Source organism: Nitratireductor lacus, assembly GCF_056431025.1.
On the sequence record NZ_JBWKMB010000015.1, the window covers coordinates 33977 to 50248 of the forward strand.

Sequence of the window (16272 nt, forward strand, 5' to 3'; positions counted from 1 at the left end):
GTGTTCCTTGCGTTCTCAGGAAGCGAGTGCAGTATCAGCCCAGCTGGAAACGGGCCAGCGCGGATTGTTGCCCACATTGAGAACGGTGTCACTGGCAACCGTGGTAAAGCCCCATTCGGCGACGTTTATCAGCGGCAGGTCTTCCACCACGATGCGCTGGAAATCGTTGTAAAGCGCGGTGCGCGCTTCCGTGTCGATGGTCTCGGCCGCCTGATCGATGATCGTGTCGAGCTCGGCATTGGCATAGCCGCCCTGATTGGAAAACGGCACACCATCGGGAATGCCCGACTGCACGAGGATCGTGGTCGAGATGGCCGGATCGCCACGAAACACGGGCGAGCCAACGGCGATATCGAAATCATGATCCGTGTAGACCGCCTTCAGATGCGCCGGCGTGTCGTTGTTCACCAGCGTCACGTCGATGCCCACCTTGCCGAGCGCCTGCCGCAGATAATCGCCGAACTGGCGTGTTTCGCTGAAGAAGGGCGCGGGCAGGAGGCGCAGCGAGAAGCGCTTGCCATCCTCGCCACGCGGATAGCCAGCCTCGTCAAGCAGCCTGTCCGCCCGCTCGATGTCGAAGGAATAGGGCTTCACATCGGGATTGTAGAATTGCGGCGCGTTCTGCGGCACCGGGCCGGTGGCCGCCTGCGCATAGCCAAGAAACACCGTATCGACCACGAAATCCCGGTCGATGGCGTGCGACATGGCCTGCCGCACCTTCCGGTCGGCGAGGATTTCGTTGCGGTGGTTGATCTCCACCACAAGCTGATAGGTCAGCGCCTCATAGCCTTCCGTCACCACTTTCAGCCCCGGCACGCTGGCGATGCGTTCCAGATCCACCAGCGGCACCTGCGAGAAGGCTGCAAGCTGGATTTCGCCTGCCTCCAGCGCGGAAGCCGCCGCCGCCCGGTCGGGCAGAACGCGGAAGATGATCTCGTCCAGCTTCGGCAGGCCCTCGCCCCAGTAGGCGTCATTGCGGCTAAGGCGATAATATTCGCCGGGCCTGTGCTCGGCGAATTTGAACGGTCCCGTTCCCACCGGCGCCTTGTTGGCCGGGTTGGCGGCAATGTCCATGCCCTCATAGAGATGTTTTGGCAAAACGCTCGTCACCACCGGCAGCGCATTGCGAATGAGCTGGATCGGCGTGGGCGCGGAAAAGCGGAAAATGGCGGTGTGCGCATCGGGCGTTTCCACCGTGTCGAGATTGGCAAACACCACGCGGCCGAGATTTTGCATAGGCTTCCAGACCTCCATCGCGGAGAAGGCCACATCCGCAGAGGTGAACGGCTCACCATCGTGCCAGGTCACGCCCTCGCGCAGTCTGAAGGTGATGGAAAGCCCGTCTTCGGAGCCTTCCCAGCTCGTGGCCAAGCGTGGCGCAAGCCCGCCCTCGCCATCCATCATGGCTTCCGCAAGCGGCTCGATCACCTTGCTGGCGATGAAAAACACGCCATTCGACGCGACAATTGCCGGGTTCAGCGTGCGCGGCTCGGAATCAGCCGCCACCACCAGCCGCCCGCCGCGTGGCGCTTCCTCGGCCCATGCCATGCGCAGTGGCCAGCCGACCGCCGCCAGCGCGCCCGCGCCAAGAAGGAGATTGCGTCTCGAGATCAAAAGACCGGCCATTGGAAATCCTCGCGCCTTAAAGCCAAAGAAAGTGTAAGATCCGCCGCCGGGAGGAACAGGGCCATAACGGCGTTGCGTTGGTCCAGCCTGTTGAAGATGTCTTCCTTAGAGATAAGGCGGCGTGCAGGCGGAAACGACAATGGTGCGCCTGTCGGAGAGATTCTGGAAACGATGCGGCTGGCGGCTGTCGAACAGATAGGCTTCGCCGGCCTTCAGAATGCGCATTTCGTCACCCACGGTCAGCGCCAGCTCACCCTCCACCACATAGCCGCCCTCGCTTGAGGCGTGCTGCAGCATGGTCTCTCCCGTGTCCGCCCCCGGCTCATAGACCTCGTGCAGTATCTGGAGATTGTGCAGGCGCGCATCGCCGATCTGCCGCAGGACCAGAAGCCCGCTCTCGGGCGCTTTTGCATTGATCGCCACCCGCGATGTGAGGTCGATCAGATCGTCCCTGCCAAAAAACGGACCGGGATTGTCCTCCCGCTCTGGCTCGAAGAAATCCGCCATGCTGACGCCCATCCCTCCAAGCACCTTGCGCAGGGTTGAGATGGAGGGGCTGATCTTGTTCTTCTCAATGTTGGAAATCTGTGCATGAGGAACACCGGCCTGTTCGGCAAGCTGTCGCTGCGAAAGATTGCCTGCGGTGCGCATGGCCCTGAGGCGCGATCCGATGTCGAAATCGTCCATATGTCCTTCGCTCGTTTCGTCTTGCGCCAACCTGCTCATGTTTTGCGCAGCGCGATATATCGCTCAAGATATTGCCCTTGAAATCAATATACAACGCAAAAACATCGGAAATTCCTGGAATTTGGAGCCCGGACTTTTAAATGACGCTCAAAATATTGAACGCATAATTGCCTCGTCGAAAAATGAGTGCTACCGCTAGAGGACATGGGAAGAGATCCGAAAACCGGATCGTCCAACAACGATAACCGCATTCACACGCAGGACAAGCCGATGACCGACAAGCCCAATTCACCCGAAGCGCGCGATATCGCCTATCACCTGCATCCCTACACGAATGCGAAAAAACATCTTGAAGCCGGCCCGCTGATCATCGATCGGGGTGAAGGTGTCCATGTCTACGACAACAATGGCAAGCAGTATATCGAGGCTATGGCCGGCCTGTGGAGCGTCGCGCTCGGCTTCAACGAGAAGCGCCTTGTGAAGGCCGCGACCGAGCAGATGGAGAAGCTGCCCTACTACCACACCTTCACGCACAAATCGCACGGGCCGGTGATCGAGCTTTCCGAAAAGCTGATCGGCATGGCCCCGGTGCCGATGAGCAAGGCGTTCTTCACCAATTCCGGCTCGGAAGCCATCGACACGGCGCTGAAGCTGATCTGGTACCGCTCCAACGCGCTTGGAAAGCCGGAAAAGAAGAAGATCATCGTCCGCAACCGCGCCTATCACGGCGTGACCATCGCCGGCGCATGCCTCACCAGCCTGCCGGCAAACCACAAATCCTTCGACCTGATCGTGCCGAACGTGCTGCGCATGACCGCGCCGCATCACTGGCGCGAGGCAATGCCGGGCGAGAGCGAGGAAGAATTCGCAACCCGCCTTGCAAAGGAACTGGAAGACACGATCCTGGCTGAAGGTCCGGAAACGATTGCCGCCTTCTTCGGCGAGCCGGTGCAGGGCGCCGGCGGCGTGGTCGTCCCGCCGGCCACCTACTGGGAAAAGGTGCAGGCCGTCCTGAACAAGTACGACATCCTGCTGGTCGCCGACGAAGTGATCTGTGGCTTCGGCCGCACGGGCACCATGTTCGGCTCCACCACCTACGACATCAAGCCGGACATCATGGTCATGTCCAAGCAGCTTTCGTCGTCCTACCTGCCGGCCTCGGCCCTGATGATCAACGACCGGGTGTTCGAGCCGATCATGGAAGAAAGCGGCCGCATCGGCACGCTCGGCCATGGCTATACGGCCAGCGGCCATCCGGTTGTCGCAGCCGTTGCGCTTGAAAACCTCAAGATCATCGAGGAGCGCGACCTGGTGGGCAATGCCGCACGCATGGGCGACCGCCTGCGCAACGGGCTTGCCGCGCTGGCCGATCATCCGCTGGTTGGCGAAGTGCGCGGCGTCGGCCTCATCGCCGCCGTCGAGCTCGTCACCGACAAGGCAAACAAGACGGCGCTCGAGACGCCCGGCGCGCTTGGCGCACTGGTCAACGCGCATCTTCAGGAAGCCGGCCTCATCAGCCGCGCCATGGCCGATGCCGTCGCCTTCTGCCCGCCGCTCATCATCACCGAGGGCGAGGTCGACGACCTGCTCGCCCGCTTCAAAACCGGCCTCGACAAGGCGCTCGCCGAACTGCCCAGAGAGGCATTGCCGGCATAGGCACGGCTTTCCCGGGGCATCCAGCCCCGGCCGATAACCGAACCACCATGAAAGGCATCGCGTCCAGCTTCTGGACGCGATGCTTTTTTGCGCCGAAACAGGGTTATGTCATTTCGTTATAACAGAGTCTGAAATTGCGATAGGACAGCGCACCTCCTGCGCTATAGGGTCGCGGAAAGCGTTCCCTATTGAGGTCCAACAGTGACAGATCAAGTTCAGGAGACGCGGGAGGGTACAGGTGTGCCGATGTCCGCGCCCCAGGAAAATACTGAAAAATCAAGCCATATCAAATTCTTGATATGGGGCTTCGTGGTCGCGGCCATTGTCGCCGTCTTTTTGCCGGCTCCATTGTTTGCCAGCAATCTCTCTTTCCTCTTCTACATGATGCTGTGGATCACCATGGCAACGTCTTTCAACTTCGTCGCAGGCCTGGCCGGATATATGCCTTTTGGTTATGTGGCGTTCTACGGCATCGGCGCTTACGCCACCGGCGTTCTATACAAGACCTTCGGCCTGCCCATTCCCGTGGCGCTTGCCGGTGCGGCGCTGGCCGGTGTCACCATCGGCCTTCTGGTCGCGCCCACGCTGCGGCTCAAGGGCGTTTATTTCGGCATTGTCAGCCTCGCGCTCGCCATGGCCATGAAGCTCGTGATCTCGCTCATGCCGAGCGACATCACCGGCGGCAGCCTCGGCCTTATCCTTTCGGCGGCAAACGATCCCGTGGCCGCCTATTACGCCATGTTCGTGGTGCTGATGGGCGCTCTGGCGGCCGGCACCTGGCTCACCATGTCGCGCCTCGGCACGGCGCTGCGCGCCATCCGCGATGACAGCGAGGCCGCAGAGGTGGTCGGCGTCAATGTGGTGGGCACCCGCCTCAAGGCCTGGATCATGGCCACCATGTTCCCTGCCCTCGTGGGCGGCGTCGAGGCCTGGTACACCAACGCCATCGACCTCGATTCCTCCTTCAACCTGCTGGTGACGGCAAAGAGCATCGTCTACGCCATGGCCGGCGGCCTCGGCTTTCTGGTCGGCCCGATCATCGGCGCATCCACGCTCTACGGCATCGACCAGCTGATCTGGCGGCATTTCCCGACCCTCAACCTGCTCATTCTCGGCGTGGTCATCATCGCACTGATGCTGCTCCTGCCGCGTGGCATCGTCGGGGCCTTCGCCCAGCGCTTCTCGCGCTTCCGGCGCTTCATTCCGTAAGACGTACAGGATTGAAACAAAGATGAACGAACTTCTCCTTCAAGGCCTCGTCAACGGCATCGTCGTCGGGCTGATCTACGCGCTGATCGGCGTCAGCCTCAACGTGATCTTCGGCGTCCTGCGCGTCGTCAACTTCGCCCATGGCGAATTCATCGTGCTGGGTGCCTATGGCGCCTATTTCGCCCAGGCCTGGCTCGGCCTGTCCCCGCTGCTCGCAATGCCGCTGATCTTTGTCGTCTTCGGCATGATGGGTTACGGCCTCTACTTCGTGCTGGTGAAGCGTCTTGCGCGCTCCAACGATCCCGAGCACGCCTCGCTTCTGGTCATGTTCGGCCTGTCGCTCGTACTGGGTGCACTCATGCTGCTCGCCTTCGAGGCGGATGCACGCTCGCTCAACTTCACGCTCGACCCGCCCTTCCTGATGTTCGGCAACATCATCCTGCCGACCACCAAGCTGCTTGGCCTTGCGGTTGCGGTCGTCGTCACCGGTGCGCTGGCGTTCTTCCTCTACCGCACGCTGCCGGGCAAGGCACTGCGCGCCATCATCATGAACCGTGACGCGATCCAGATCGTCGGCGTGGACCTGAACCATCTTTCGGCCCTGACCTTCGGTCTCGGCCTCGGTCTGGCGGGTATCACCGGCATCCTCGTGTCGATGATCTTCCCCTCCTTCTCCCCCTTCATCGGCCAGGACTACACCCTGATCGGCTTCATCGTGATCGTTCTGGGCGGCCTCGGCCATCCGATCGGCGCAGTCGCCGGCGGCATCCTGTTCGGCCTCGCCGAGCAGACGGCCATGGTGTTCTTCAGCGGAACCGTGGCGATGCTCCTCGGCTTCGTGCTCCTGATCGCCGTCATTCTCATTCGCCCCGCCGGCCTGTTCGGCGTGCAGAACTCGCGGTGACGTCATGCTGAAAGTCGAAAACCTCATAAAGAAATTCGGTGGTGTCACAGCGCTCGACGGCGTCAGCCTCACCCTCCCCGACCGGTCGATCCTTGGCGTTCTGGGCATGAACGGCTCCGGCAAGACCACGATGCTCAACTGCATCAACGGTCTCTATGACGCGACCGCCGGCGAAATCACGCTCGATGGCGTCAGCCTCATCGGCAAGGCCCCGCATGCGGTGTTCTCCGAAGGCGTGGGCCGCACCTTCCAGGTGCCGCGCATCTTCCCGCAGATGTCGCTCCTGGAAAATCTCTCGGTCGCGCTCCTCAACAAGGGGATGAGCAATGCCGAGATCGCGAAGGTCAGCGCCTACTGGCTGCAAAAGGTGGAGCTCTACCGGCTGCGCCACAATTATGCGGAAGAGCTTTCCGGCGGCCAGCAGAAGCTTCTCGAACTTGCCCGCATCATGGTGGCCAATCCGAAGCTGGTGCTGCTCGACGAGCCGTTCGCCGGCGTCAATCCGAGCCTCGCGCTGCTGCTCATCAACATCATCCGCGAAATGCCGAAGGAACTGGGCTGCTCGGTGCTTCTCGTCAGCCACGACCTCACCTCCGTCTACGAACTGTCCGACAACATTCTGGTCATGCATGAAGGCCATGTCCTCGCAGAGGGCGACGCCGAAGCGATCCAGAAGAATCCGGACGTCATCGAAGCCTATCTGGGAGCCTGACCATGCATGGCGTTGAACTGAGCATGGAGAACATCTCCGTCGCCTATAACGGAGACATCACGGTTCTCAAGGAAGTGGCGCTGCGGGCAAAGCCCGGCGAGGTCACCGGCATCATCGGGCCGAACGGCGCGGGCAAGTCGACCGTTCTGAAGACCATCTTCGGCCTTCTGTCCACCAAGACCGGCACCATCACCATGGGTGGCCGCGACATCACCAATCTCAAGGCGTTCCAGCGCGCACTCGAAGGCGTGTCCTTCGTGCCGCAGAACCGCAGCGCCTTTGCGGGCCTGTCGGTCTACGACAACCTGCTTCTGGGCTGCTGGCCCTTCCGCAAGGACAAGGCCCGCATCGAACGCGCCATTGACGGCATTTTCGAGCGGTTCCCGATCCTGAAGGAAAAGCGCTCCACGCTCGCCGGCTCCATGAGCGGCGGACAGCAGCGTTTTCTGGAAATCGCCCGCGCGCTCGTCACCGAGCCCAAGGTGATCCTGCTCGATGAGCCCACGGCCATGATCGCGCCGAAGATCTCCAAGGACATCTACGCGCTCACCCGCGATCTCGCAGACCAGGGCGCCACCATCATTCTGGTGGACCAGAACGTGCGCCAGTGCGCCACGATTTCGGACCGCCTCTACATTCTGGAGCTTGGCCGCAACAAGGCGGAAGGCACCAGGGAGGACTTCGCCACCGATGGCCAGCTCAAGGAGATGGTCGCCGAGTGGATGAACTACAAGATCGACGTGTGAGGCGTCGTTTATCCAAGATCAACAAAAGGGGAATGCCCATGTGGAATATGACCAAACGAAGCTTCATGGCGGGCACGCTGCTTGCCTGCTTTGCGCTGCCGGTCGCCGGCCAGGCGCAGGAAAAGATCCGGATCGGCATGACGGTTTCGTCGTCCGGCAACTTCGCGCTCGCCTCGCAGTCGGGTGTGCGCGGCGTGGAAATCTGGGTCGATGAAGTCAACGCCAATGGCGGCCTGGAAGTGAATGGCGAGAAGCGCCTCGTCGAGCTCGTCAAGCGCGACGACCGCTCCGACAAACAGATGGTTGCCCGCGTCTATGAAGACCTGATCGCCAATGAGGATGTCGACGTGCTGATGGCTCCGTTCGGCTCCACCCTGACGGCAGCCGCCGCCACGGTGACCGAGCGCCTCGGCAAGTTCATGGTCATCTGGTCCGCGGCTTCCGACGCGCTTTACGACCAGGGCTTCAAGAACATCGCCTCGGCAACCCAGATGCCGGTGTCGCGCATGCCGTCGGCCGGTCTCGAAGCCGCTGCAGCACTTGGCAACAAGAAGGTCGCCATCGTCAATGTGGACGAGCCCTTCCCGGCCGGTCTCGCCGATGGCGCGGAAGCCATTGCCGAAAAGCTCGGCATGGAAGTGGTCCTGAAGGAAGACTATCCGAAGGGCACGAAGGATTTCAGCCTGCTCCTGCAGAAGGCGCGCGCGGCTGGCGCCGACGTGTTCTTCCCCACCAGCTATGAGGGCGACCTGATCTCCATGGTGCGGCAGATGCACCAGATGAACGTGAACTTCCCGTTCTCGTTCATGGTCTACGCCTCGACGCCGCAGTTCATCGAGATCGGCGACGATGCGCAGTACATCTACAGCCACACCAATTTCCACCCGACCATCAACTGGGAGGTCAATGCCGGCCTCGACCGTGAAGGCTTCCTGGCAGCTTATGAAAAGCTCTTCCCGGACGTCTCCTACGAGCCGGACTTCCAGACCGTTCTCGCCTATGGCGCCGCCGTCATCGCCGGCGAAATCATCGAGAACGCAGACAGCTTCGACGCCGCCGACATGAAGAAGGCGGCAATGGAACTCAGCGACAACCTGACGGTTCTCGCCGGTCCCTACGCGATCGACGAAACCGGCAAGCAGCTGAAAATGCCTTTCCCGGTCGTGCAGTTGCAGCCGGGCAAGGGGCTCGTGACCGTGTGGCCTGAAGAAGTCGCCGTTGCCGAGCCTGTGTACCCGATCCCCGGTTGGGATCAACGAGACTAGCGACCTTGCGCCCGGCTTCCGAAACGTCTCCCTCGGGGCCGGGCGCATTTTTCTCAAGAAAAGAACATCATGGATCCGTCATTCGCGTCCCTCGCGGACCTCTCGAAAGCGCTGAGCGAAGGCTCGCTCACGTCCAGCACCATCACCCGACATTTCCTGGAGCGCATCGCCAGCCATGACAAGGCCCTCGGCGCCTTCGTGCATGTCGATGCCGAGCGGGCAATGTCCATGGCGGAGGGGCTCGACAAGCTGCGCGCGTCTGGCGTGGTCTACGGCCCGCTTCACGGCCTGCCAATTGCCGTGAAGGACCTGGTCGACTGGCAGGACGAAACCTGTACGGTGGGCAGCGCCGCCTGGAAAGACCGGCGCTCAACCAGCGACGCCACCGTCATGCGCAAACTGCTTGCCGCCGGCATGATTCCGATCGGCCGCGCAGCAATGGTCGAATTCGCATTCGGAGGCTGGGGCACGAATCCGATATGCGGAACACCGCGCAACCCCTGGGACATGCAGACACACCGCATTCCCGGAGGCTCCTCCAGCGGCTCGGGCGTGGCCGTTGCCGCCGGCCTTGCGCCGGCGGCCATCGGCAGCGACACGGGCGGTTCCGTGCGCATTCCCGCCGCACTCAACGGCATTGTGGGCCTGAAACCCACCTATGGACGGATCAGCCTGAAAGGCTGCTTTCCGCTTTCCAGCACGCTCGATTCCATCGGCCCGATGACGCGCACCGTCGCCGACGCGGCCCTTCTGCTCGACGCGCTTTCCGGGCCTGACGCCAGCGATCCGGCCACCCGTCTTGCACCGGCGCTGAAGCCCGGCGCATGGCAGGGCATGCGCACGCAGGGCATGCGGGTCGCGGTCATGCGCGAAGAGGATTTCCCGATCCCGCTCGATGCCGAAAGCCAGGCCGCCTACGATCAGGCAAAGGAAGCGCTCATCAGCCTCGGCGTGACGCTGGTTCCCGCCGACCTGCCCTTCGCCTTCAACGATCTGACGGAGAGCAATGGCCGCATCATCGCCGCCGAAGCCTATGCGGTTCATCGCGATTACATCCACGACGAGAGCGTCCCCATCGGCCCCTATGTGCGCCAGCGCGTGCTCGCCGGGGCCAATGTCAGCGCCAACGACTATATCGAGACGCTCGCCGGCCACAGGCGCATGAAGGCGGTCTATGCCGATTTCATGAAGCCCTTCGACGCGCTGCTCACGCCGACGGTGCCCTTCCCCGCCATCCCCGTCGCGGAGGTGGACGAGGGTGCGGTTCCGATGGCCGCCTATGGCCGCCCGGCAAACTATGTCGGTGCCTGCGGTCTGGCGCTGCCCGCAGGCTTCACCGAAACCGGCCTGCCGCTCTCGGTGCAGCTCATGGGCGCAGCCTTCGCCGAGGAGCCGCTGCTTGCGCTCGGCGCAGCGCTTGAACAGCGCATCTCGACAACAGACCGGCAACCGGACCTCACGGCGGCCTGAATCAATACGGACAGCAAGGAGTTTCCGATGACGCAATCCACCTGCGACACGCTTTTGACAAACGCTTTGCTGTTCGATGGCCTGGGGGGGCAACCGACCCGCGGCGGCGTGGCACTCTGCAATGGCCGCATCGCCGCGGTCGGTGATGTTTCCGGCTGGCAGGCAAAAGAGACGATCGACCTCGACGGTCTCAGCCTCGCGCCCGGCTTCATCGACGTTCACACCCATGACGATCTCGCCGTTTTGAACGACAGTGCGATGGAGCCCAAGATCACGCAGGGCGTGACCAGCGTGATCGTCGGCAATTGCGGCATCAGCCTCGCGCCTTACGAAAAGCCCGTGGAACTGGTGCCGCCGCTCGGCCTTCTCGGCACGGCGGAAGATTATCGTTTCGGTTCCTTTGCCGCCTACCGCAAGGCGGTGGATGCAGCCGGCGTCGCCGTCAATGTGGCCGCCCTTGCCGGCCATGGCACGCTGCGCGCCATGACGCTCGAAGACACGGATGCGCCCGCTTCCGCAGGCCAGATCGCGGCCATGCGCGTCCTGCTCGAAGAAGCGCTGGAGGCAGGCGTTCTGGGCCTCAGCACCGGCCTTGCCTATCCGGTCGCCCGCCACGCGCCGACCGACGAGGTGGTGGCGCTATCGCAGACACTCGCCGCCTTCCCCGGCGCGCTCTACGTCACCCATATGCGCGATGAACGCGACCGGGTGGAAGAATCCGTCGGCGAGACCATCGCCATCGGTCGGCGCGCCGGCGTCCCGGTGGTGATCTCGCACCACAAATGCATCGGCCGCCACAATTACGGGCGCTCGAAGAAAACACTGTCGATGATCGACAGCGCGCTTCGCCATCAGGACATCGCCATGGATGTCTATCCCTATGAGGCAAGCTCGACCGTGCTCCTGCCGGAGCTGACCCGTCATGCGGAGCGCATTCTGGTCATCGATTCCGCCGCCCATCCCGAGTTCAACGGGCTGGAGCTTTCCAAAGTCGCGGAGAAAATGGGTTGCAATCAGGAAGAAGCGGCCCGCAGGCTTTCGCCCGCGCGCGGCATCTACTTCCAGATGTCGCCGGAAGACATCAACCGCATCATGCAGCACCCGCGCACCATGATCGGCTCAGACGGCATTCCCGGCCCGCAGGCCCATCCGCGCCTCTGGGGCACCTTCCCCCGCGTGCTGGGCCGCTATGTGCGCGAAGACGGCGTGCTGCCGCTGGAAGAAGCCATCCGCAAGATGACTTCCCTGCCCGCCCAGATCTTCGGCTTCGCCCGGCGCGGCAGGCTGCAGGAAGGCTTCCATGCCGATCTCGTCGCTTTCGATGCCGACACGGTTCTGGATCTTGCCGACTACGACACGCCAGACCGCCCGTCGGCCGGCATCGAGCATGTCTTCGTCAATGGCGTCGCGGTGCTCGCCAATGGCGCGGTCACCGGCGCGCGCGGCGGGCGTTTCGTGGCGCGTGGCGAGGCCTGAGCGGCGGGAAAAGCGTCACCCCTCCCGGTGCAGTTCCTGGCAGGCCGATTTCAGGATCCTGATGAACATTTCCTCGGCGTTGGAGATCGCACGGTTCTCCGATGTCAGCGCCGTGATCGAGAATTTCAGGTCGGGTACAAGCGGGCGCAGCCGCACGCCGCGCGTGAACCGCGCTGAGAATTCGTCCACGATGGCGCAGCCCACCCCCTGGCTGACACAGGCCGCCGCCACCGAATAGGTGTGTACCGAAATCCGTGGCTCATAGGGCAGTCCCTCCTCGTCGAAGGCCGCCTTCAGGAACACGCCCACGGGCGATTCCTTCTCAAGCCCGACAAAGGACTGCATGTCGATTTCGCTCAGATGCACCGGCGAAGGATCGAACGGTTTTGCGGGATCGTCCGTCTCCAGATAGGTCAGGCTCATCGTGCCTACCGTGGTGGAGCTGATGCCCGGTGTCTCCACAAGGTTGAACGCCACCGCCAGATCGAGATCAAGCGCGTGAAGGCGCCTCAAAAGCACATCGTAGTGATGGGTGAACAGCTCGACCTTGAAACCTTCCCAGTGCCTGGGCAGGTTCGACACCACTTTCGGCGCAAGCCCCACACCGAGGCTCGGCAGAAAGCCCACACGCAGCACGTCGTCGGGATTGCGCCCCAGATTGCGGGCGAGCGTGCGGAAACGCTCCAGCGCGCCATGCACATCCACCGCTTCGGCAAACAGAAGCTCCGCCTCGCGCGTCGGCACAAGGCGCTGCTTCACGCGGTCGAACAGCTTGAAGCCGAGAAGCGATTCCGCGTGTTTGAGCGTCCGGCTGAGCGCCGGCTGCGAGACATTCAGCCTTTCAGCCGCAGCATTGATCGATCCGGCCAGACGGATCGCGTGAAAAACCTCTATGTGCCGAAGATTCATTAAGCCCGATTTTGCTTTCGCATGTTCCCATCCGCAGTCTTGTGGCTGCGCTTGCCGGCAATCATACACGCTCACCGGAATGCCATGCACAAAAACTTTCCGGCGCAAAAGAATTCATAAACAACTTTAGGTCACACATTGGCCCCGAGAGTATTCGTATTCAACCGGGGCGCGTAATTGTCCGTGAGTGAAATCCGTCCATTGGAGCGTGGTGACATTTCCGCCATTGCGGAGATGTTCCAGCGCATACTGCGCAAGGGACACGGCCCCGCGCCGCTTGGCGCGCACGAATATCTAGAGGCGCTTTTTCTCGACCCACCCCACCGCGACGGCGACATCCAGTCACTTGTACATCTGCGCGAAGACGGCACGGTCAACGGCTTCATGGGCGTGCTTCCCATGCCCTTCGTCTATCAGGGCAAGACCCTGAAGAGCGCCATCGGCGGCAGCTTCATGGTGGATGGTCACGAACAGGATCCCTATGCCGGCGCGCGCCTTCTGCGCGCCTTCCAGTCCGGTCCGCAGGATCTCTCGCTGACCGAGACCGCCAATGATGTTTCCACGACCATGTGGCGCAAGCTGCGCGGCACGATCCTGCCGGATTACAGTCTCGAATGGCTGCGCGTCCTGCGCCCGGCCGGCTTCATCGCCGCCATGGCCGCGTCCGCCTTCGCGCCTGCCGCCATCGCAAAACCCCTTGTGCGCCCCTTCGATGCCCTTCTACGCCGCCGGGGCGCATCGCCCCAGTGGACCCATGTGTCGGATGCGGAATTTGCGGGCAAGACACTTGCCACAGAGGACGCCGACGCGGCTGAAACGGTGTCGCTGTTCCAGCAATTCGTCTCCGCCTTCGCCCTGCATCCTCAATGGACGGAGAGCCAGCTTCAACGCATGGTGGATGAATCGCAGCGCAAGGCGGATTACGGCGCGATGGTGCGCCGCAAGGTGCTCTCGCGCGGCGGCAAGCCGGTTGGCCTCTTCCTCTACTACGGCAATCAGGGCGGCATTGGACGCGTGATCCAGATCCTGTCGCTCCCCGGCCAGGAAGGCGCGGTCATTGATGCGATGCTGGCGGACGCGACCGAACGCGGGCTGGTGGCTCTGCGCGGGCGCGGACAGCCGCCCCTCATCAACGCCATGCTCGGTCGCCGCTTCGCTTTCGTCCATGCGTCCTCCAGCATTGTTCATGCGAAGGACAGGACGCTGCTCGAACCGTTCATCACGGGACAGGCTTTTTTCAACGGTTTTGCAGGAGAATCTTGGACGCGGCTTCTCGGCGACCGTTTCGACTAGAGCAATTCCAGGAAAAGCGAACGCGCAGCCAGAGCGAGACAGGGCCGAATGGCCTTCAGGGGTGATTTGTAAATGTGCGGAATAGCGGGTTATTGCGGAGCGGGTCTTCACCCGCAGGAAGCTGAAGCGCTTCTTGCGGCCATGTCCGCCACAATCGCTCATCGCGGCCCGGACGAAGCCGGCATCCACGTGACGGACGATGTGGGCCTTGCCCATCGCCGTCTTTCCATTGTCGATCTGGCGGACGGCCAGCAGCCCATGACGAGCGCCGACGGGCAGCTCCACATCACCTATAATGGCGAGATCTTCAATCACGTCGAACTGCGCCGGGATCTTGAAAGCCGTGGTCATCGCTTTCGCACATCGAGCGACACCGAGGTCATTCTGCACCTCTATGACGAGCTTGGGCCGGACTGCGTTGAGCAGCTCAATGGCGACTTCGCCTTCGCGATCCACGATGCGCGCCGCAAGCGCCTTTTCCTCGCCCGCGACCGCATGGGCGTGCGCCCGCTTTACCACACATGGCGTCAGGGCCGGTTCCATTTCGCGTCCGAGATCAAGGCGCTCCTGACCGTTCCCGGCATGGAGGCGCGGCTCGACCCCTTCGCGCTCGACCAGATTTTTACGCTCTGGGCTCCCATTCCACCGCGCACGGCTTTTGAGGGCGTCAGCGAACTGCCGCCGGCGCACTGGATGATCGTCGAGAACGGCACAGCCCGCACGCAGCGCTACTGGGATCTGGATTTCTCCAATGTCCGGCACGACCGTTCCGAGGCACAGCTGGCGGAGGAGACCCGCGCGCTTCTGGAAGACGCGACGCGCATTCGCCTGCGCGCCGATGTGGAGGTGGGAACCTACCTGTCGGGCGGGCTCGATTCCTCCATCATCGCAGCGCTCGCCAAACGCATGGCGCCCGCTGGCCTGACCAGTTTCGCCGTCACCTTTTCCGATCCCGCCTTCGACGAAAGCGCGTTTCAGAACGAGATGGTGCAAGCGCTCGGCACGGCACACCACACGGTCGATTGCGATATGGACGAGATCGCCACCGTGTTTCCGCAGGTCATCCGCCACACGGAGCAGCCGATCCTGCGCACCGGTCCCGCACCACTCTACCGGCTGTCCGGTCTGGTGCGCTCGAAAGGCATCAAGGCGGTCCTTTCCGGCGAAGGGGCAGACGAGGTCTTTGCCGGTTACGACATTTTCAAGGAGGCGCGCATCCGGCGCTTCTGCGCGCGCCAGCCGGGCTCGCAATTGCGGCCGCACCTGTTCCGCCGCATCTACCCCTATCTCTCCAATCTGAAGCGCCAGACACCGGATTATCTCGCCGCCTTTTTCGGCGTTGCCAGCGACGATCTGAACGATCCGCTGTTCTCGCATCGTCCGCGCATGCGCAGCACTGCCGGCACGAAGCTCTTCTTCTCCGATGCGCTCAAGGCAACGCTCGGCGATTATGATGCGGCAGACGAACTCGCCGCCACACTTCCCGACGCCTTCAGCGAATGGCATCCCCTGCATCAGGCGCAGTATCTGGAGACCCGCTTTCTCCTGCCCGGCTACATTCTCTCAAGCCAGGGCGACCGCATGGCGATGGCGCACGGGATCGAGACACGCTTTCCCTTCCTCGACCACCGGCTGGTCATGCATGCCGCGCAGACCCCGGCAAACATCAAGCTCAAAGGGCTCCGGGAGAAACATCTTCTGCGCGAGGCGATGCGCGATGTCGTGCCGCCACAGATCGCCGACCGGCCCAAACAGCCCTATCGCGCGCCGGAGGCAAGCGCCTTCACCGATCACGCGCAGGCCTATGTGGAAGAAGCATTCGAGAAATCGGCGCTGGAAGAAAACGGAAACTTCCACGTTGAAAAAACAGCCAGATTGTATAAAAAAAGCCGGCTAAATAGTTTCACCGGTTTTCGAGACAACGCAGCATTCGTCGGCATTCTGTCGACACAGCTTTGGTCCCAGCAGTTCGCCAGGCCGGTTCGAATAACGGATCAACCTCTGGCGGTTCGTGCCTGACCGTGAAAGGAAGCACCATGCCCCAGTCCATCAATGCCGATATCCGCGCCTTCATTATCGAGAACTTCCTGTTCGGCGATGAAGCGGACGCCCCGGAAGACGATGCATCTCTGATCGAGAACGACATTGTCGATTCCACCGGCATTCTGGAGATGGTGTCGTTTCTCGAGGAGCACTTCGCCATCGATGTCGCCGACCCGGAGATCGTGCCGGAAAACTTCGACACGATTGCCCGCTTAAGCGCCTTTGTCGCGGGCAAGAAGAAGGCCAGGGAGACCGCGCCAGCCGGCGCATAGGAGC

At 62.2% G+C, this 16272-nt stretch carries 14 protein-coding genes; 11 read left to right on the forward strand and 3 right to left on the reverse strand.

Features of this window, described 5'->3' with window-relative positions:
* Positions 1-15 precede the first annotated feature (15 nt).
* On the reverse strand, positions 16-1626 hold the full coding sequence (locus AC07E3_RS13980; protein ID WP_478362720.1) for an ABC transporter substrate-binding protein: 1611 nt from the start codon (positions 1624-1626) through the stop codon (positions 16-18).
* 105 nt (positions 1627-1731) lie between these two features.
* Positions 1732-2313: a cupin domain-containing protein gene (locus tag AC07E3_RS13985; protein ID WP_229448301.1), complete on the reverse strand. Its 582-nt coding sequence runs from the start codon at positions 2311-2313 to the stop codon at positions 1732-1734.
* A 270-nt stretch (positions 2314-2583) separates the two neighbouring features.
* Here AC07E3_RS13985 and AC07E3_RS13990 point away from each other — a divergent pair, with 270 nt between their 5' ends.
* From AC07E3_RS13990 to AC07E3_RS14025, 8 genes are all read left to right on the forward strand, one after another.
* On the forward strand, positions 2584-3969 hold the full coding sequence (locus AC07E3_RS13990; RefSeq protein ID WP_336069003.1) for an aspartate aminotransferase family protein: 1386 nt from the start codon (positions 2584-2586) through the stop codon (positions 3967-3969).
* A gap of 246 nt (positions 3970-4215) precedes the next feature.
* Complete coding sequence (locus AC07E3_RS13995; RefSeq protein ID WP_478362723.1) at positions 4216-5178, forward strand: branched-chain amino acid ABC transporter permease; 963 nt, start codon at positions 4216-4218, stop codon at positions 5176-5178.
* A gap of 22 nt (positions 5179-5200) precedes the next feature.
* Positions 5201-6082 (forward strand): branched-chain amino acid ABC transporter permease, encoded by an 882-nt coding sequence (locus tag AC07E3_RS14000; RefSeq protein ID WP_007008912.1) that lies wholly within the window; start codon positions 5201-5203, stop codon positions 6080-6082.
* A 4-nt stretch (positions 6083-6086) separates the two neighbouring features.
* Positions 6087-6794: an ABC transporter ATP-binding protein gene (locus tag AC07E3_RS14005; protein ID WP_478362725.1), complete on the forward strand. Its 708-nt coding sequence runs from the start codon at positions 6087-6089 to the stop codon at positions 6792-6794.
* A gap of 2 nt (positions 6795-6796) precedes the next feature.
* The gene (locus AC07E3_RS14010; protein WP_065815876.1) at positions 6797-7540 is read left to right on the forward strand and encodes an ABC transporter ATP-binding protein; all 744 of its coding nucleotides are present in this window, start codon (positions 6797-6799) and stop codon (positions 7538-7540) included.
* Between the two features lie 47 nt (positions 7541-7587).
* Positions 7588-8805 (forward strand): amino acid ABC transporter substrate-binding protein, encoded by a 1218-nt coding sequence (locus AC07E3_RS14015; protein WP_478362727.1) that lies wholly within the window; start codon positions 7588-7590, stop codon positions 8803-8805.
* Positions 8806-8874: 69 nt separating this feature from the next.
* Positions 8875-10275, forward strand: a complete 1401-nt coding sequence (locus AC07E3_RS14020; RefSeq protein ID WP_478362729.1) for an amidase — start codon at positions 8875-8877, stop codon at positions 10273-10275.
* A 27-nt stretch (positions 10276-10302) separates the two neighbouring features.
* Complete coding sequence (locus AC07E3_RS14025) at positions 10303-11751, forward strand: N-acyl-D-amino-acid deacylase family protein (RefSeq protein WP_478362731.1); 1449 nt, start codon at positions 10303-10305, stop codon at positions 11749-11751.
* Positions 11752-11766: 15 nt separating this feature from the next.
* Here AC07E3_RS14025 and AC07E3_RS14030 read toward each other — a convergent pair whose 3' ends face one another.
* Positions 11767-12660, reverse strand: a complete 894-nt coding sequence (locus AC07E3_RS14030; protein WP_478362733.1) for a LysR family transcriptional regulator — start codon at positions 12658-12660, stop codon at positions 11767-11769.
* Positions 12661-12843: 183 nt separating this feature from the next.
* Between AC07E3_RS14030 and AC07E3_RS14035 the strand changes: the two genes are divergently transcribed.
* The 3 genes from AC07E3_RS14035 to AC07E3_RS14045 all read left to right on the forward strand — a co-directional run bounded on the left by AC07E3_RS14035 (position 12844) and on the right by AC07E3_RS14045 (position 16268).
* Positions 12844-13953, forward strand: coding sequence for a hypothetical protein (locus AC07E3_RS14035; protein WP_478362736.1), 1110 nt, complete (start codon positions 12844-12846; stop codon positions 13951-13953).
* 72 nt (positions 13954-14025) lie between these two features.
* Positions 14026-15972: an asparagine synthase (glutamine-hydrolyzing) gene (gene asnB, locus AC07E3_RS14040; protein WP_478362738.1), complete on the forward strand. Its 1947-nt coding sequence runs from the start codon at positions 14026-14028 to the stop codon at positions 15970-15972.
* A 17-nt stretch (positions 15973-15989) separates the two neighbouring features.
* Positions 15990-16268 (forward strand): acyl carrier protein, encoded by a 279-nt coding sequence (locus AC07E3_RS14045; protein WP_007008922.1) that lies wholly within the window; start codon positions 15990-15992, stop codon positions 16266-16268.
* The last annotated feature ends 4 nt before the right edge of the window (positions 16269-16272 follow it).